At 60.5% G+C, this 15,000-nt stretch carries 20 protein-coding genes; 9 read left to right on the forward strand and 11 right to left on the reverse strand.

All coding sequences use genetic code 11. The annotated features are described in order from the left end of the window. Positions 1–150: 150 nt before the first annotated feature. From OOJ09_RS00805 to OOJ09_RS00825, 5 genes are all read left to right on the forward strand, one after another. Positions 151–702 carry a nitroreductase family protein gene (locus OOJ09_RS00805; protein WP_269903361.1) on the forward strand — a complete coding sequence of 184 codons (552 nt, stop codon included), beginning with the start codon at positions 151–153 and terminating at the stop codon, positions 700–702. A 77-nt stretch (positions 703–779) separates the two neighbouring features. Continuing rightward, the gene (locus OOJ09_RS00810) at positions 780–1,184 is read left to right on the forward strand and encodes a host attachment family protein (protein ID WP_269903362.1); all 405 of its coding nucleotides are present in this window, start codon (positions 780–782) and stop codon (positions 1,182–1,184) included. A gap of 178 nt (positions 1,185–1,362) precedes the next feature. Continuing rightward, positions 1,363–1,872, forward strand: a complete 510-nt coding sequence (locus tag OOJ09_RS00815) for a hydrolase (protein WP_269903363.1) — start codon at positions 1,363–1,365, stop codon at positions 1,870–1,872. 200 nt (positions 1,873–2,072) lie between these two features. After that, complete coding sequence (locus OOJ09_RS00820) at positions 2,073–3,350, forward strand: NRAMP family divalent metal transporter (RefSeq protein ID WP_269903364.1); 1,278 nt, start codon at positions 2,073–2,075, stop codon at positions 3,348–3,350. A 60-nt stretch (positions 3,351–3,410) separates the two neighbouring features. After that, complete coding sequence (locus tag OOJ09_RS00825) at positions 3,411–3,908, forward strand: CDP-archaeol synthase (protein WP_269903365.1); 498 nt, start codon at positions 3,411–3,413, stop codon at positions 3,906–3,908. On the opposite strand, the gene OOJ09_RS31970 is transcribed toward OOJ09_RS00825, so the two are convergent. The 3 genes from OOJ09_RS31970 to OOJ09_RS00835 form a co-directional block, all read right to left on the reverse strand. Beyond that, positions 3,902–4,315: a hypothetical protein gene (locus tag OOJ09_RS31970; RefSeq protein WP_333474455.1), complete on the reverse strand. Its 414-nt coding sequence runs from the start codon at positions 4,313–4,315 to the stop codon at positions 3,902–3,904. The genes OOJ09_RS00825 and OOJ09_RS31970 overlap by 7 nt on opposite strands. After that, positions 4,309–4,842 carry a metallophosphoesterase gene (locus OOJ09_RS31975; protein ID WP_333474456.1) on the reverse strand — a complete coding sequence of 178 codons (534 nt, stop codon included), beginning with the start codon at positions 4,840–4,842 and terminating at the stop codon, positions 4,309–4,311. Before OOJ09_RS31975 ends, OOJ09_RS31970 begins: the two co-directional genes overlap by 7 nt. Before the next feature lie 92 nt (positions 4,843–4,934). Further along, complete coding sequence (locus OOJ09_RS00835; protein WP_269903366.1) at positions 4,935–5,333, reverse strand: c-type cytochrome; 399 nt, start codon at positions 5,331–5,333, stop codon at positions 4,935–4,937. A 164-nt stretch (positions 5,334–5,497) separates the two neighbouring features. On the opposite strand from OOJ09_RS00835, the gene OOJ09_RS00840 reads away from it, so the two are divergent. After that, positions 5,498–6,334, forward strand: a complete 837-nt coding sequence (locus tag OOJ09_RS00840; RefSeq protein WP_269903367.1) for a universal stress protein — start codon at positions 5,498–5,500, stop codon at positions 6,332–6,334. A 72-nt stretch (positions 6,335–6,406) separates the two neighbouring features. Here the strand turns inward: OOJ09_RS00840 and OOJ09_RS00845 are convergent, their stop codons facing one another. The 4 genes from OOJ09_RS00845 to OOJ09_RS00860 all read right to left on the reverse strand — a co-directional run bounded on the left by OOJ09_RS00845 (position 6,407) and on the right by OOJ09_RS00860 (position 9,010). Beyond that, a complete protein-coding gene (locus tag OOJ09_RS00845) occupies positions 6,407–7,099 on the reverse strand; it encodes a phosphoribosyltransferase (RefSeq protein WP_269903368.1) in 693 nt (230 codons plus the stop codon). A gap of 3 nt (positions 7,100–7,102) precedes the next feature. Continuing rightward, positions 7,103–7,528: a DUF2267 domain-containing protein gene (locus OOJ09_RS00850; RefSeq protein WP_269903369.1), complete on the reverse strand. Its 426-nt coding sequence runs from the start codon at positions 7,526–7,528 to the stop codon at positions 7,103–7,105. A 174-nt stretch (positions 7,529–7,702) separates the two neighbouring features. Continuing rightward, on the reverse strand, positions 7,703–8,389 hold the full coding sequence (locus OOJ09_RS00855; protein WP_269903370.1) for a hypothetical protein: 687 nt from the start codon (positions 8,387–8,389) through the stop codon (positions 7,703–7,705). A 63-nt stretch (positions 8,390–8,452) separates the two neighbouring features. Continuing rightward, positions 8,453–9,010: a Spy/CpxP family protein refolding chaperone gene (locus OOJ09_RS00860; RefSeq protein WP_269903371.1), complete on the reverse strand. Its 558-nt coding sequence runs from the start codon at positions 9,008–9,010 to the stop codon at positions 8,453–8,455. A 290-nt stretch (positions 9,011–9,300) separates the two neighbouring features. Here OOJ09_RS00860 and OOJ09_RS00865 point away from each other — a divergent pair, with 290 nt between their 5' ends. Continuing rightward, positions 9,301–9,471: a hypothetical protein gene (locus tag OOJ09_RS00865; protein ID WP_269903372.1), complete on the forward strand. Its 171-nt coding sequence runs from the start codon at positions 9,301–9,303 to the stop codon at positions 9,469–9,471. A gap of 911 nt (positions 9,472–10,382) precedes the next feature. Further along, positions 10,383–10,580 carry a hypothetical protein gene (locus OOJ09_RS00870; RefSeq protein ID WP_269903373.1) on the forward strand — a complete coding sequence of 66 codons (198 nt, stop codon included), beginning with the start codon at positions 10,383–10,385 and terminating at the stop codon, positions 10,578–10,580. A gap of 153 nt (positions 10,581–10,733) precedes the next feature. Here the strand turns inward: OOJ09_RS00870 and OOJ09_RS00875 are convergent, their stop codons facing one another. From OOJ09_RS00875 to OOJ09_RS00885, 3 genes are all read right to left on the reverse strand, one after another. Beyond that, positions 10,734–11,273: an Hsp20/alpha crystallin family protein gene (locus tag OOJ09_RS00875; RefSeq protein ID WP_269903374.1), complete on the reverse strand. Its 540-nt coding sequence runs from the start codon at positions 11,271–11,273 to the stop codon at positions 10,734–10,736. Positions 11,274–11,610: 337 nt separating this feature from the next. Continuing rightward, positions 11,611–12,057, reverse strand: coding sequence for a DUF3775 domain-containing protein (locus OOJ09_RS00880; protein ID WP_420107483.1), 447 nt, complete (start codon positions 12,055–12,057; stop codon positions 11,611–11,613). Then, positions 12,054–12,965 carry a helix-hairpin-helix domain-containing protein gene (locus tag OOJ09_RS00885; protein ID WP_269903375.1) on the reverse strand — a complete coding sequence of 304 codons (912 nt, stop codon included), beginning with the start codon at positions 12,963–12,965 and terminating at the stop codon, positions 12,054–12,056. Before OOJ09_RS00885 ends, OOJ09_RS00880 begins: the two co-directional genes overlap by 4 nt. A 115-nt stretch (positions 12,966–13,080) precedes the next feature. Here OOJ09_RS00885 and OOJ09_RS00890 point away from each other — a divergent pair, with 115 nt between their 5' ends. After that, positions 13,081–14,061 carry a ribose-phosphate diphosphokinase gene (locus tag OOJ09_RS00890; RefSeq protein WP_269903376.1) on the forward strand — a complete coding sequence of 327 codons (981 nt, stop codon included), beginning with the start codon at positions 13,081–13,083 and terminating at the stop codon, positions 14,059–14,061. Here the strand turns inward: OOJ09_RS00890 and OOJ09_RS00895 are convergent. Beyond that, a complete protein-coding gene (locus OOJ09_RS00895) occupies positions 14,006–14,962 on the reverse strand; it encodes a hypothetical protein (protein ID WP_269903377.1) in 957 nt (318 codons plus the stop codon). The two genes, OOJ09_RS00890 and OOJ09_RS00895, sit on opposite strands and share 56 nt — an antisense overlap. Between the last annotated feature and the right edge of the window lie 38 nt (positions 14,963–15,000).

Raw genomic sequence — 15,000 nt, forward strand, 5'->3', positions numbered from 1 at the left:
TCACCGTCCGGGGGCGCCCGGAATTAAGCGTCAGCCTGGACGGAGGCCGGCAAATTGATTCAAGGCAAGGCGATCCTCGGGAACACAAGCCAGAAGACAACGAGACTTGAAGCACCCCCTTTTTTCAACGACCATTCCAGAAGGTGTGCCATGGAACTGATGGAAGCGTTGCGGACGCGGCGAGCGGTTCGTACCTACACCGACGAGCAGATCGAAAACGATCTGATCCACGAGTTGATCGACGCTGCCATCCTGGCACCGAGTGCCATGAACCTGCAGCCATGGTCCTTTGTGGTGGTGAGCGGTTCCGCGCGCCTGCGTGCGTTATCGGATGAGGCCAAGCGCTATACGATCAGCAACCTGCCCGAAGGTTCGCCGCTTGCTGGCCATCTTGCCGACAAGGAGTTCAAGATTTTCCACGGCGCGCCGGCGCTGATTATCATCTGCGCGACGAATGACGAAAGGCAGTCTGACGAGGATTGCTGCCTGGCCGGGCAGAATCTCATGCTGGCAGCTCATGCCAGGGGTCTTGGAACATGCTGGATCGGGTTGTCTCGGCCTTGGCTCAACGAGACGACGGTAAAGAAGGAGCTTGGGATTCCGCTCGCACTGAAACCGGTTGCACCGATCATTGTGGGCAAGGCACGGGCGGCGCCAACCGTGACATCAAGAAATGAACCTCGGATCATATGGGGTCACTGATCACGCAGGGCTGGAGCGCCCTGCGACAGCGAAGGACCGCTTTGGACCTCGATCAATCCATTTCAAAGGAGAACAAAATGATTTTGGCTAATGGTACGCTCGTCGCGGTAACCGACGGCGAGAAGTTGCGCCTTTTCCGCAACAAGGGTCACGAACCCCGGATCGACCTGGTTGAATTGCGCGAGCCGGCCCTCCAGGCGGCCAGCACTGGCTCGGGCGGCCGACATCGCAGTTCCACTGCCAATCCCGACGACTCTCGCCTGCGGGAAGACGACTTTGTCGCGGCCGTGGCCGAGTACCTCAATCGCGAGGCGCTGACGGAGGCGTTCGAGCATCTGGTGGTGATCGCCGATCCGCGCACGCTGGGCGAACTGCGCAAGCACGTCCAGGCTACGCTGAAAGCAAAGCTTGTGGGCGAGCTGGGCAAGGATCTCGCGAAACACTCGGTCGAAGCCATCGAGAAGACATTGGCGGGGGCTTGAGTCCGCGCGAGACCGGCCTTGATATCTGTCTGAGCTCTTATTGCCCGCTTTGTGACGCGATCGAGACCAGCCGGCTTTGACCCGTTTCAATCATGTTCCAGCGCCATGTTGACGAGGATCAATGAGGACTGGGTTCGTTCCCTGTTGGATGGCCATCGATCCGAATTGGGGAACAGTGATGCAGACGAATGAAACGCCGCGATATGACGCCAGCGTGAACACGACCGGTTGCTGCCCAAGGTTCAATCCGGAGGGCTGGGACGGCCAGGAGTTGCACTTCAAGGACAAGCGGTTTCTCAAGGCGACAACCCACAGCGTGATGCATGTGCCGGTGAACATGGGCAGCGTATTCTCGCGTGTTAACAGGCATATCGATGACGCCGGTGCTTCGGACACGGACCGATTCATCGTGCTCAGCCGCGATATCTCGCCGTGGAGCAGTGAACATCTGTTTTCAGTCTCGAGAACCGTCCCAGGCGAGGAGATGACCACGCTGAGCGGTGACTTCATGACGAAAGTTTTCGAAGGCCCGTACAGCCAGGCAAGGCAGTGGCATGAGGAAATGCGGCAGATCGCACGCGATCGAAAATCGGAGCCGGGCGACGTCTATTTCTTCTACACGACGTGCCCGAAATGCGCCAAGGTCTACGGAAAGAACTATGTCGTCGGCGTCGCGGCGACAAGCTGAGCCACGATGGCGGTGCTCATACGCGGTCCGCTGGTGCGTCCTCAGCGCGCAATCGGAAGACCGAGACCGAAGAAGGCGCAATCTTCACGGCCTGCAACGTCCGGTCCGCGTATTCATCCAGCTTGTCCGTGCTAAACCAGCCCGATTCGCGGGCCATATACCGCGACGGAAACCAGGGGTGCGTGGGAGGGGATCATTCGATGGAACAGTCGGAGGCAACGGCTACCACGCTTCGCCAACGCTCGAGCTTCTTCGGAAGCTTGGGCCCAGGACTGATCACGGGCGCGGCCGATGATGATCCAAGCGGTATCGCCACCTACAGTCAGGTGGGGGCGCAATTCGGCTACTCGCTCGCCTGGACCATGCTGTTCAGCTATCCGCTTATGGCTGTAACTCAAGGGATCAGTGCCGGGATCGGCGCTGTGACTGGCCAAGGTATCGCGCGCAATCTGCGTCGGCACTACTCGCCTTGGCTGCTGCGTTTCGCCGTTCTTCTCCTACTGGTCGCCAACGTCATCAACATCGGCGCCGATCTCAGCGCCATGGGGGCGGCGCTCGAATTGCTCATAGGTGGCCCGCGTCACTGGTATGCGATCTTGTTCGCCCTGATTTGCATCTTTCTGGAAATCTTCGTGAGCTATCGGCGCTACGTGACGGTGCTTAAATGGCTAACCCTGTCCCTGCTTGCCTACGTGGCGGTGGTGCTGTCGGTCCATGTGCCCTGGGGAGCGGCGCTCTATGGTGCGCTGGTTCCGCAAATCGTCTTCGACAGCGATCACGCCATGGCGCTTGTTGCCGTCCTTGGCACAACGATCAGTCCTTACCTCTTCTTTTGGCAGGCCGGGGAGGAGGTTGAGGAGCAGCACCGGCAACACCGCCGGCGGCTTGGCGCCAACTCGCACGCTGCCGGACCGGAGCTGGCGCGCATTCGTGGCGACACGCTATTTGGAATGGGCTTTTCCAATCTGGTGGCCATCGTCATCATTATTGCCACGGCGGCAACGCTTCATGCCAACGGGATTACGCAGATCCAGACCTCGTCGCAGGCGGCCGAAGCGCTCCGGCCTGTTGCCGGGGACTTTGCGTTTGCCATATTCGCCATCGGTATTGTCGGTACCGGAATGCTTGCCGTCCCCGTGCTTGCGGGCTCCGCCGCCTATGCTGTTGCGGAGATGTTTCGGTGGCCCGAAGGCCTGGACCGGCGCCCGCAGGACGCCAAGGCCTTCTACGGCGTCATCGCGCTGGCAACGCTGGGTGGGGTGACCCTGACTTTCGTGGGCCTGGATCCCATCAGGGCCCTCTATTGGAGCGCTGTCGTCAACGGAATACTAGCGGCGCCGCTGATGGCAATCATGATGATGATCGCTATGAACCCGCGGATTATGGGTCACCTTACATTGCCGCGCTGGATGGTTTTCGGTGGCGTGCTTGCCACGGCGGTGATGGCTTTGGCCTCAATTGGCTTTTTCGTGCTGTGACCGACAGCCCGGCGCGCGGTTTTCCGCAAGGACGCAGGACCCATGCCTATCGAGGGCACAATGACTGAGCTTCATCTCTGGCCGATTGTTCAGTGCCTCATCTTGCTGACTCTCGCCAACGGCGTACCTGTCATCGCCAAGAAAATGCTTGGCGAGTGGCTCTCGTGGCCGATCGATGGTGGTCGGCTTTTCTGGGACGGACAGCCCCTCCTGGGTCGGTCAAAGACCCTTCGCGGTCTCGTGCTCGCCATCGTGGCGGCTGGGATAGGCGGCCCCCTTGTGGGGCTCGACACTGCAATTGGAGTGCTCATCGGCTTCACCGCCATGGCCGGCGACATGCTGTCGAGCTTCATCAAACGTCGCATGCGCCTGGCTCCGAGCGCCGAGTCGCCAGGCTTCGATCAGGTGCCGGAATCTCTGTTGCCTTTCCTGGCGGTCAGGAACCTCGTGGGATTTTCGGTTTGGGACATTCTGATCGGTGTCGGCGCGTTCTGGATTGGCGAACTCTTGGTCTCCCGGCTTCTCTACATGCTGCGCATCAGGGACAGACCTTACTGATCCCTGCGGGCCAGATGGTGCAGTGTGATCTCGGGAAGGCAGTTCAGCCGTACCGCGACGACACTCGAGCCGGCGCCAACCGATGTGTAACCACTCATGCCATGATACATCCACGCGCCGGCGCCCATCGTCCGCGGGAGCTTCGAATCCAGGGTGATCGGAATTCCCCCCGGCAGGCAGATCTGGCCGCCATGGGTGTGACCTGCGAGCATCACGTCGAATCCTGCGTGAGCTGTCTGGCGATAGATCTCGGGAGTATGCGAGAGCAGGATCGAAAAGGCGTCGGCGGGCACATCGGCAGCCGCCTTTTCGATATTGTCGACCCGGAAGAAATGCGCATCGTCAATTCCAGCGAGATAGATGCGCTCTCCGCCCCGCTCGATCACTTCCAGTTCGTTCATCAGCATGCGAATGCCATGTCCTCCAGGGCGGGAACCATTCGAACCGTGTCGTGGTTACCGAGCACCCCGTATAGCGGCCCCTTGAGAGAGGCGCGCACGCGGGCGACGCCATCCATGGCGGCCTCGAAGGGACCGAAGGTCTTTGCGCGGAAATCGCCGGTCAGCACGCAAATGTCATAATCGAGATTCGCAACGAGTTCGGTGACGCGATCCATCGCCGGGCCGCTCATGTCAGTATGCAGATCGCTGAGGTGCAGGATCCGGAATCCGTCGAAGCCGCGTGGCAAGGTTGCCGATGTGATTGTGTTGACGCGGAGTTGGACGTTTTCGGCATTGCGGCACCCGCGTCCATAGAGCCCGGTGAAGCGCAGCCCGTTGCGGATCACCGCATGGATCGAATACCAATTCTCCAGGTGAAAGAAGTTCAGGCCCTGGCCGAAGATTTGTGCTTCGTGGTCGTCTTCTATGCCCAGACGCTGCCTTGCATGGATCCGGCCAAGGCGTGCGTCCAACCTGAGGCTGATGTCAGTCATCGGCATCCCGAACCAAGTTGATTGGCGCCTCCGAGGCGTACCAATCCATCGCACATGCAAGTCATTTTGGCGATCTTCGCGGCTGCCTAAATCTAATGCTGCAGCGTTTCGATGTAACCTGTCAGGTTGTGGATGCGTTCTGTGGTTACCACTTCGCCGCCACTTGGGCCGTAGGTTTTTGCGTCATCCTCAAGGAATTGACGACCCCAGACCGGCATCTCGCGGTCGCCATGGCTTGGTATGGCGTACCGGCCGTCGATGGTCGCGAAGACCCTCGAATAGGGAAACGTCCCGCCATTGCGTTCGGAAAGGTGCGTCAGGTCGGCCGGACGCTTGATCAGTAGGTCGCGCAAGGGTCCGTCGCCCTTGCCATCGACGCCGTGACAGACGGCGCAGGAGTTCAGATATTCTGCCTGGCCGTAACTCATTTCCTGCGCCCTGGACGCCTGGCAGGCCATAGTCGCGAGAGCTAGTGCGATCAGGAGTCTCATCTGCTCATCCACCGGTTGATGGGTTGAGCGTACCGTGTCAACCCGCACGCATGTTGATCCGGATCAATTGGGCCACGGCGGGGCCTTTGATTCAGCGCAATGAGCATGCCGAACCGTCCGGTTATGGTTGCATGAAGTTTGACACAAGATCGGGAGCAGCCGCCATGGCTTTCAGGACGATACTTACGGTTACGGGACCGTATATGGGTGACGGCGATCTCAAACTCGCTGCTGACCTTTGCGACGAAATCGGCGCCCATCTTGCTGTTCTTGTCGTTGCCATCGCCGCGCCGCCGCCAGTCGGAGAGTATGCGGCAGTCGTCTCGGAAGACTGGCTGAAGGAGCGGCAGGCCGATGAGAAGCTCCTGGAGAAGCGAGTCGCCGCCGTGTCGGCTTTTCTCGCCAACCGCGCGCTTTCGGCCGATGTCTCCAGCGAATATCCGGAGGTCGGCTCGGCTGACGAACGAATTGGCCGTCGTGCACGCTACGCCGACATTACGGTGATCGGACCGGAGTTGCTCGCTGGCGAGACGCTGAAGAGCAAGGTGATCGAGGGCGCCTTGTTTTCATCCGGCAGGCCGCTGCTGATCGTTCCCCGAGGGACGCGGCCGACGCTGAAGCCGAAGCGGGTGCTGGTTGCGTGGGACGCTCGCCTCGAATCATCGCGCGCCCTCCGTGAATCGCTCGGCATGTTGACAGCCGCCGACGATGTGCGCCTCGTCATGGTCGATCCGGTGGAGGACGAACACCACCACGGCCAGGAACCCGGGGCCGATGCCGCCGCCTATCTCGCGCGGCATGGCGTGAAGGTCACGGTCGACCGGTTGCCGAGTTCAAACCATTCCGTCGCTGACGTTCTTCGCCAGCACGCGGTCGACGGCGGCGCCGAGTTGATGGTGATGGGCGCCTATGGTCATTCGCGGTTGCGCGAGCGGATCTTCGGTGGCGTCACCAAATCGATGCTCGAGGATCAGTCGCTGCCGGTCTTGATGGCGCGATGAAGCACGGCCAGCAGTTTTAGCTCAGGGGCTCCAGTCAATCGACATGCTTGCTCAAGATCGACCCGGAGCAATTCAGGCTGTGCCGGGCTCGGTCTTCCGCCGAATTGTTCGCTGACCCGCGCGGTGTTCTTGCCTGGCTTCGGCGAGTGCGTCCGTGACTTCGTCATCGGTAAGCTGTGGGAAGCTGCGGTAGTGGTAACCGAGGGCGTGGAAATGCGCCGGTTGGCTGAGGCACACGATCAAGTCCGCCTCCTGGGCGAGCTCGGCCAATACGTCCGGCGGCGCTACGGGGATTGCCACAACGACCTCCCGGGGCGAGCGCCTTTTAAGGGCACGGATCGCAACCTTCATCGTTGTCCCCGTTGCGACACCGTCATCCACGATGATTGCCGTCTTTCCGGTGATCGATAGAGGTGCGCGCTCGCCCCGATAGACGAGCCGGCGCCGTTCCAGTTCCGGGCGCTCCTTCGCGATCAAGACGCGGAGTTCATCATCGTCGAGCGCATAGGCCTCGACGATCTCGCGGTTCAGAACGATGTCCGGTGGGTTGCCATCGACGATCGCTGCGACCGCCAGTTCGGGATTTCCCGGCGCACCCACCTTGCGCACGATAATCAGATCGAGTGGAGCTTTCAGGGCCTTGGCCACTTCCGCGGCGACGGGGACACCCCCTCGCGGCAAGGCGAGGACGACCGGCTGAAGCAAACCGAGTTTCCCGACCTCGACACCAAGTCTTTTCCCAGCCTCTTGTCGATCGCGGAACATCGGTCAATCCGTCGGCCAGAGCTGACGAAGCGACTTCTTCATCGAGTTCCGAACCTGGACGATCTCGCCATGCGATATGTTGCGGTCGAGGATCTTGAAAACCGCTTTGATCGCCTGATCGATATCGACGTCGGGCTCATATCCGAAGCTGTTCCTGACACAAATCACGAAGTCGCTCTTCTTCCTTTCCCACGCCGGTGTGTCCGGCTTCCAGCCTTCGAAATATATGCCCCGGATGAGCGTCGGCAGTTGAGCTGAAAGGTCGGCCATCTCCTCGGGCGACAGCCAGTCTCGCAACGTATGCAAGACGGATTTCAGGAAGCGGTAGGCGCTCTGCTCGCTCCAGCCCAGATCCTGGGCCAACTCGTTCACCCATTGCTGCGCCTGCTCGGCAGCGTGAGTGAATCCCGTAATTGAAGTGTGAGTCATGCGATCGCTCCTTCAATCTGTTTGCCATTCTGGCCTCCGGAGCGATCTTCGCATTGAGCAGGATCAAATCACCCTGGCGTGATCATGCCAGGCGAGCGGGCAGGGCGAGAGGTCGGAATGAACTGCGGCTCCTCGAAAATCGAATCGCTTGTCTTGATTTGTGAGAAGATATTCCTACGTTTGGTTTGCCCATGTCCTCCCTTGACGTGGGTGAGCGATGGGCTGTCCTCCCTGACCCATCGTGAGGCTGAGCCCGCTGCCACCTCCCTCCGGCAGCGGGCTTCCTTTTGTCGATGCGCATGATCGAAGCCGGTTGGACTCGATGGCAAGGTGATCCAGACAGTGCGTGAAGTTGCCGACCACGGGTTCCCCTGGAGCGGACGCAATTTTGTAGGTTTGCATTTCGGTGTCCGAGTCCGAGCGAGCAAAACGCAACTCATAAGTTCCGGAAAAAACTGCGTTGATGAAAGCCATGGCGAGGCGAGAATCTTGTGTCGTGGCCATGACTGTACCGTCGTCATAGACCTGGTAGTCCAGATGGCCCAGCGAGTTGAATGTCCGGGCGCTGAATGCAGCGTCTGAAATCCGCACTATTCGATATTTGCTGTTGGCCTCAAGGTCGGCCGCGGCCATGAGAAAGCCAGCCAGAACCGTCCCGTCGAATTTGTTGTAGCCAGCAAGCGCGATGAACTTGACGACTTCCCGCGATGGCGGATTGCTGACGTCGAGGATGATCTCGCAAACCTTGGCCTCTTCGCTCTCGTCGCTCCAATTGCTGTAGACCACCCCCGTCGGGAAGATCGCCGAGCCGGCTTGGGTGATGCCAAGCACAGCGGTCAGAAGGCGAAGTGCGACGAACATGCGCTCAGTTCCTCCGCGAATCCGGCTCAGTCAGCGTATTGCACGGCCAGGTTGCAGTAGAGGCTATCTAAACATCATATCAGGACCGAAGCCGCCCGAGCGCCCCATGCCCATGCCCATCATCGGCAGCACAATGTCGTCAGCGGCCTGCTTCTGCTCATCGCTGAGCTTTGCGTATAGTTTTTCGACCGCTGCCCTGACGGCCTTTACCTGCTCCAGACGGGCTTCGAGATGGGTCTGTTGGTAGGCCAGTCTCTCGGGCAGGGGCTTCTTCAGGAACTCACCGTCCTGGAATTGCTTGATCATGTCCTGCATCAACGCGTTGTGCGACTCGGCCGTGCTGCGGATAACGCCGGCAAGCTCGTCCCAGGAGGGCGTCTGCTCGTCGGTGATCTTCAACTCGGTTTTGAGGAATGCGAGGCGTCCGTCGATTCGATCGAGCATCTGGTCTGAATCATAACCGCCCATCGGGCCGGCCATGCCCCACTGGCCCATCATCATTCGGCCGATCCCCCAGCGGGGCCACCAACCGGAATCTTTGTCTTCAGCCCCGGCCACAACAGGCATCGCGGCAACGGTCAGCATCAGGCCTGCCGCGAAAATATTGCGCAAATTGAACATCGAGCATCTCCTTCCGGGCGAACTGCCAAATATCAAGGAGATCACACGGTGACGTTTGCGGCATTGACCTGCATCAACGGGCGCCACCGCCAGGCGGCAACTGCCGGGGTTACGCCCATCTGGAGCATCCCTCGGGGGGAACTGACACATGCCGGCGGGATCAGACGCTGGCAGTTTGAAAGGTATCGAACCGCGGCAACCCCTGAATTTTTGTCGCGATACCTACAATCTGGCCGTGCTATGTTGGTCACAGACAAACAGGGAAGCCGCTGCGGCTGCTTATGTGATGAGTGGATAAGCGGATCGCTCGCCTGAATATCGAGCATTTTCGACAGCTCCTGGCCGAGGAGCAGGGTGAGGTCAAGCGGAAGACCCTGCTTGATCTGCTCGCGAAGGAAGAGGAAAAGCTCAGAAAGATCGAGGCGGCTGAAAAGGGAAAAAGCGGGCATAACAACAAGTAGACGAACGCGCCGACATCGCCGCTAAACATCCTTGGTGGCAGGTTCCCATATCCGCCAATGAGTGGGTGAGACATCCACCCGTTCCTTTGTGGCTGACTTGGTCCAGCCCGTCAGTACACGCCTGCAGGGAAAGACGAGCGCGTGGGGGCCGTCCCCATCTATGACGGCCAATTCCAAATCTCGATCGAAGGGGGCATTCGATATCGGTTGCCACATGGATTCACCTTGGGGCGGAAAGGCAATGTCATCCTTGACGCAGGTCAAATCCGACGACCGGTCGTCTCGCGTGCCGGGCACGGGAATGCCTTCCGGACGGCGATTGGCAATGCGACGATCGGCAATCGGGTTCACCGCTCTTGGGTCGCCACGTTCCGCAGGGTTTGCCATTTCGTGATCTCGCTGCTGCGCAGGCTCGGCACTTTGATTGTGCCTTCTGCTCGGGAGGTGGGGAGGCACGGAAAGACGGTCTCGATGGTGAAGGCGATGTCACCAGGATCGATACGACAATCTGCCTCTGCTTGTGAGATCAATGACGCAATATCCGGAATTGCGAAATCCGGTTTGGTCCTTATGGGATTCCACCTAGACGGCCGCGGCCCCGCGAAGACAGTTCGCATCGCTGTGATCCACAGGACGGGCGGTTGAAGGGACTCCGGAAGTCTCGTTGGGATGATCTCCTGCAATCGGCTCGGGCTTCCGGATCTCCCTTGTCTGCGAACTCCAGAGCCATCGCTACCCGCACCAGTTCGGGCAAGTTGCTCGCTTGCTGACGTAGCGCGGTGAACTTCGACTGTCCGCGGACGGATGTTCAGGTCATGGGCAGTCGTAGGCACCAGTGGACATCGATCTGATTCAAAAATAGCTTAGAACGGACTTGGACTCGGGTGTAGAGTGCCGTCTTGGGAGATGTCATGGACCGGTTCATTGCGCGCGCCAACATCGCCCATTTCCAGGATTTGCTCGCACGCGAGACCGATCCGGGACAGCGGCGCGTCATCGAAGGCTTGTTGGCGTTGGAGCGGAAGAAGCTCGAGGTCGCCGAAAGCCAGGCACGCGATCAGTCCCGCGGACCTGGCAACCTGGGAAATATTGCCAAACCATCACGCTGATATGGAGTGCGGCAATACGCCCCGAGGTGGAAACGTTGCCCATTTCGTGGCCCGGCTTGGGTCCCCGATAAACGCAGCTCGGCAAACTGCCTTCTCTTGAACAGTCTCAGCGCGCCGACCAGACGCGCTGAGGGCGATCAGCGGTCACGGCCACTACGCAGGCTTGACCGCGATCTTCTTCTCGGCCTTCTGGGCTTCGGCGGTCTTGGGCAGCTTCACCGTCAGCACGCCCTTGGCAAAGGTCGCCTCGATCTTGTCGGCGTCCACGCCTTCAGGCAGCTGGAACGAGCGCTGGAAGGAGCCGTAGCGGCGCTCGGACAGATGGTAGTCCTTGTCCTTCTCTTCTTTTTCCTCCCGCTTCTCGCCCTTGATGGTCAGCATATGGTTGGCGAGTTTGATCTCGACATTCTTTTCGTCGATACCCGGCAGTTCGGCCGTGATCTCGTACCCCTTGTCCTTCTCGACAAGATCCATGGCCGGCGCGACAGGCCAGCCCGGATTACGCAGGGACGGCAGTTCACGACCGAACAGGGAGCGCGTCGAAGGCAGGCGAAAATCGAAAGGATGGAAGTCGTCGAACAGGCGGTCGATTTCGCGACGCAGGCTTTCGAACGGAGTGGTCCAGTTGCCGGCTGGCGCCGGCGCGGCGCTCTTCTCTGCCTTGACAGGCAGTTTGGTGGCAGTTTCGGCCATGGTTCTTCTCCTTTGGCGAGTTTGATCGACAAGGTACCGCCGCCTCCGCCCTTCCGCCTTAGGTCTCCCAGGAGGCGCTAGAGCTGGAGGTCAGCGGACCCGCTTGCCAAATGTCGTCGCCGAACTGGTCCATTGCTTCGCGAATCCGCGGTTTTGCCGCTGTCCATCGCGCCCGCGTCGCCACATCAGGCTGGCAAGAACAGCATGAAATCAGCTGCAAAGGGGAGGCTCATTGATCGGAATCAATGACAACAGAAAATGTCTTCCGCTGGAGCCCGATGGAGATGCGCGACCACCGAAACGTCGTCCGTCAGCAAGCGCGGGGGCGCTGCGATGACTAGAAGTGCTCGCGTTCAAATTCGACGCAGGAGTGGCCGAGTGTCGAAAGACCATCGGCGAGATGGTCCGCAAGCAGCGGCGTCCCACAGAGATAGTCGGCGGTATGCTCGTTGTGCGCGTCAGCTGCCTGCTGGCGGACACTTTGCCACTCGTCGGCGGACTGGTCGTCGCGCCCCAACCACATCAGGGCGACCAGGTCGATTTGTGCGTCGACGGAAAGATCGGAAATCAGCGACTGCAATTCTTCGAGAGCCGGGTCGTCGTCATGATCCTCGAGGATCGCGGCGGAATGATCGTCGGACGGATTGGAGGCGGGGCTGGGTTCGGTGACCGGATCCTTGGCATCGAACTCGCGCGCCTTCATGATGATGAAGCACACGGTTTCGAGCGGAACTTCAAGTTCCGTTTCGCCGTCGCCAACCCTGTTCTCTGCTTTTTCCATCATACCGGTTCCTCCAGTTGCTGTTCGTCTTCCCGTCCCCGGACGACGCGCCTGCCTGCCATCGGCCCCCTTGTTTCGGTGACGACGGTGCATCGTCCCTCCGGTTGGCCTTCGGCCTGGAAATAGATCGCAACCCAGTCGCTCGTCCTTGACAGTTCGTGCGCCAGCCTGGTGTTGGAGAAGAACGCGGTGAAATGCCAGTTGTCATGCCGCGCATGCAGGACCGGCAGCCAAGCCTCGCCCTTCGGATTGAAGCGCTTCGGCGCAATCTTGCGGAGCACTCCGGCTGCCGCCTTCTCGCGATACATGCGATCGACATCGAGCAGCATCGATACCGGCGGCAAGGGTTGAGGTTGATGGGTCGTTCTCAGCCGAGCCCTGCCGAGCCGCTCGGCCAGGGCTGCCCCCAGCATCTCCTTGCGCCTGTGGCCGATGCCCTTGATATGAAGCGCGCCGCTATGGAGCGCGTTCTCGAGGTCTTCGAGCGTCTCGAACTGCCCGTCCTCGGCGAGGCTGTGCGCGTATCGTGGTCCGATGCCGGGGATCGACCGAAACAGCGCCTCCGGTTCCATATCGCCGCGCAGCCGTTCCAGTTGCGACCAGCGCCCGGTCGCGACCATCTCGGCAATCGCGCCAGCCAGGCCTGTTCCGATGGCCGGGAGGGCGATGAGGCCGTCGCGTCCCTCCTTTGCCAGGATCTCGCCCAAGGGCCGTTCCAGCCTGGAAACGACATCCGCCGCCCTTCTGCAGGCCCTTGCGCGGAAACCGTCGGCGCCCTGGCTGTCGAGGAGATCGGCAAAATCGCGGAATTTTGCCGCCACGCCGATGTTCTCGAGGAGCGGCTTCGTCGCCAATGGCGTCATTGGCTTGACGCCTGGGTTTGGACTCGCGGTCTGAAGCGGCTCCGTCATGGCTCTCCCCGGCACAGGGGTTGAAAATTGCCGATTGCTCCTCCTAGCCCATTCGACCGCTCGCATCCTTGACGCGCATCAATCCAGCCGTGTTCGAAACCGGATAGAAGAAAACATGCGTTTCTTCGCACTCAAAGGCTCGGAACAGCTCGGCGCGGCCGCGGCGCGGGCGCTTTCGATCGACCTTGATCCGCATGAAGAGCGAGATTTCGAGGACGGGGAGCACAAGGCGCGCCCGCTGGTCGGTGTGCGCGGCAGGGATGTCTATGTGCTGCACAGCCTGGCCGGAGGGGAGGGCGTGTCCGCCAACGACAAGCTATGCAAGCTTCTGTTTTTCCTGGCGACATGCAAGGAGAACGGCGCCGCGCGAGTAACAGCGGTCGTTCCCTATCTTGCCTATGCGCGCAAGGACCGGCAGACCAAGGCGCGTGATCCGGTCACCACGCGCTATGTCGCGCAACTCTTCGAGGCAATGGGTACCGACCGGATCATGACGCTCGACGTCCATAATTTCGCGGCTTTCCAGAACGCCTTTCGGTGTGAGAGCATCCATCTCGATACGCGAAAGCTGTTTGCCCCGCTGATAGGCAAATTGGCTGGCGATCTGCCGATCGCCATTTTTTCCCCCGACAGCGGCGGCGTAAAGCGCGCGCAATTGCTCAAGGAGGCGCTGGAGGCGGAAACCGGGAAGGAAATCGGATTCGGCTTCATGGAAAAGCGCCGCAGCCGGAACGTGGTTTCCGGCGAACTGTTCGCGGGCGACGTCGCGGACAAAGCCGTTTTCATTGTCGATGATCTGATCAGCACGGGTGGCACGGTTCTGCGCGCCGCACTTGCCTGTCGTGAGCGCGGCGCTCGGGCCGTTCATGCGATCGCCACGCACGGATTGTTTGGCAAGGGTGCCGACGTGCTGTTCGGCAGCCAGGCGATAGACCGTATCATCGTCACTGACAGCGTGGACTCGGCGGCGGTCGCCAAGGCCCGTTATCCGCAAGCGCCCTTGGACATTCTGCCGATCGGCTGTCTGGTCGGCAAGGCGATCAGGCGTCTCCACGCACAGGGCTCGATTTCAGACCTGATCGGGATTGATGACTGAAAGTCTCGCGCTCCGCCTGCCTGATGTAGCGGATCGCCTGCCGGCGCCATTTTTCCGGATGACGGATTGGCGTCTCGAGGAGATGCGCGACACCGAGACGGGCCCTCAGCAATGCCCGGAAACCGCCATAGAGAGCCAGCAGCTCGGCATCGGGGCTATCCGGCAGCCGGTTTTGCAGAGCCTTGACCAGCAGCGGCCGGATCCATGGCGCGCCCAGCATCTCGCATTCCATGCCGAGATAGTTGATCTCGTCATAGGGATCGACGATGCGCATCGACCGGTTGAACTCGAGGCAGTCGATGATCTGGAGCGGCTGGCAAAGGCAGACGTGTTCGGGGCGCAGGTCGCCATGCCCTTCAACGATCCTGCCGCGAAGGATGCGCGCTTCTATCCGCGGTCGCAATCGCTGCAGCAGGCCGTCCACCATGTCCAAGGAGCCGGACACGATATCCGCCAACGCGAATTCGGGCCGCAGCAGGATGGCGCGGTTGATGCTCTGCTCTCCTGTCAGGTGGCGCAGATAGGCTCCGCCGCCGTCGATTTCCGCCCGGCGTTGCGCATAAAAGTCCGCCAGCGTCTTGGCGACGTCATCGATCTCCGTCACCGTCAGGCGACCGCCACCGCCGATACGCTCGTCCAGCATGTCGCTTTGCGGCAGGCGCTTCATTTCGACCAGCCAGTCGACGACGCGGCCACCGCCGCCGAGGGTTAAACGGCCTGATGCGTCACGGCGAACAGGAAGGACCCGCCGATAGGTTTCGGCGGCGAGGCGGGCATTCAGCCGCAATTCCTCGCCGCAGTAGAAGTGCCGCTTCCTGATCGTGCTGAAGTCGAGGAACGCATGCCTGACCGGCTTCTTGAGCTTGTAGACCCGGTCGTCCGTGAGGAAGACCCAGGACATATGCGTCTCGCGGGCATCCACATGTGTCGTTCCGCTCC

Source organism: Mesorhizobium qingshengii (assembly GCF_027563465.1).
Taxonomy (GTDB): domain Bacteria; phylum Pseudomonadota; class Alphaproteobacteria; order Rhizobiales; family Rhizobiaceae; genus Mesorhizobium; species Mesorhizobium qingshengii_A.

What these genes read in the sequence shown, in the direction of transcription:
- OOJ09_RS00805 (WP_269903361.1), top strand. Translation starts at nt 151, where the DNA reads ATGGAACTGATGGAAGCGTTGCGGACGCGGCGAGCGGTTCGTACCTAC.
- OOJ09_RS00810 (WP_269903362.1), top strand. Translation starts at nt 780, where the DNA reads ATGATTTTGGCTAATGGTACGCTCGTCGCGGTAACCGACGGCGAGAAG.
- OOJ09_RS00815 (WP_269903363.1), top strand. Translation starts at nt 1,363, where the DNA reads ATGCAGACGAATGAAACGCCGCGATATGACGCCAGCGTGAACACGACC.
- OOJ09_RS00820 (WP_269903364.1), top strand. Translation starts at nt 2,073, where the DNA reads ATGGAACAGTCGGAGGCAACGGCTACCACGCTTCGCCAACGCTCGAGC.
- OOJ09_RS00825 (WP_269903365.1), top strand. Translation starts at nt 3,411, where the DNA reads ATGACTGAGCTTCATCTCTGGCCGATTGTTCAGTGCCTCATCTTGCTG.
- OOJ09_RS31970 (WP_333474455.1), bottom strand. Translation starts at nt 4,315, where the DNA reads ATGCTGATGAACGAACTGGAAGTGATCGAGCGGGGCGGAGAGCGCATC.
- OOJ09_RS31975 (WP_333474456.1), bottom strand. Translation starts at nt 4,842, where the DNA reads ATGACTGACATCAGCCTCAGGTTGGACGCACGCCTTGGCCGGATCCAT.
- OOJ09_RS00835 (WP_269903366.1), bottom strand. Translation starts at nt 5,333, where the DNA reads ATGAGACTCCTGATCGCACTAGCTCTCGCGACTATGGCCTGCCAGGCG.
- OOJ09_RS00840 (WP_269903367.1), top strand. Translation starts at nt 5,498, where the DNA reads ATGGCTTTCAGGACGATACTTACGGTTACGGGACCGTATATGGGTGAC.
- OOJ09_RS00845 (WP_269903368.1), bottom strand. Translation starts at nt 7,099, where the DNA reads ATGTTCCGCGATCGACAAGAGGCTGGGAAAAGACTTGGTGTCGAGGTC.
- OOJ09_RS00850 (WP_269903369.1), bottom strand. Translation starts at nt 7,528, where the DNA reads ATGACTCACACTTCAATTACGGGATTCACTCACGCTGCCGAGCAGGCG.
- OOJ09_RS00855 (WP_269903370.1), bottom strand. Translation starts at nt 8,389, where the DNA reads ATGTTCGTCGCACTTCGCCTTCTGACCGCTGTGCTTGGCATCACCCAA.
- OOJ09_RS00860 (WP_269903371.1), bottom strand. Translation starts at nt 9,010, where the DNA reads ATGTTCAATTTGCGCAATATTTTCGCGGCAGGCCTGATGCTGACCGTT.
- OOJ09_RS00870 (WP_269903373.1), top strand. Translation starts at nt 10,383, where the DNA reads ATGGACCGGTTCATTGCGCGCGCCAACATCGCCCATTTCCAGGATTTG.
- OOJ09_RS00875 (WP_269903374.1), bottom strand. Translation starts at nt 11,273, where the DNA reads ATGGCCGAAACTGCCACCAAACTGCCTGTCAAGGCAGAGAAGAGCGCC.
- OOJ09_RS00880 (WP_420107483.1), bottom strand. Translation starts at nt 12,057, where the DNA reads ATGATGGAAAAAGCAGAGAACAGGGTTGGCGACGGCGAAACGGAACTT.
- OOJ09_RS00885 (WP_269903375.1), bottom strand. Translation starts at nt 12,965, where the DNA reads ATGACGGAGCCGCTTCAGACCGCGAGTCCAAACCCAGGCGTCAAGCCA.
- OOJ09_RS00890 (WP_269903376.1), top strand. Translation starts at nt 13,081, where the DNA reads ATGCGTTTCTTCGCACTCAAAGGCTCGGAACAGCTCGGCGCGGCCGCG.
- OOJ09_RS00895 (WP_269903377.1), bottom strand. Translation starts at nt 14,962, where the DNA reads ATGTCCTGGGTCTTCCTCACGGACGACCGGGTCTACAAGCTCAAGAAG.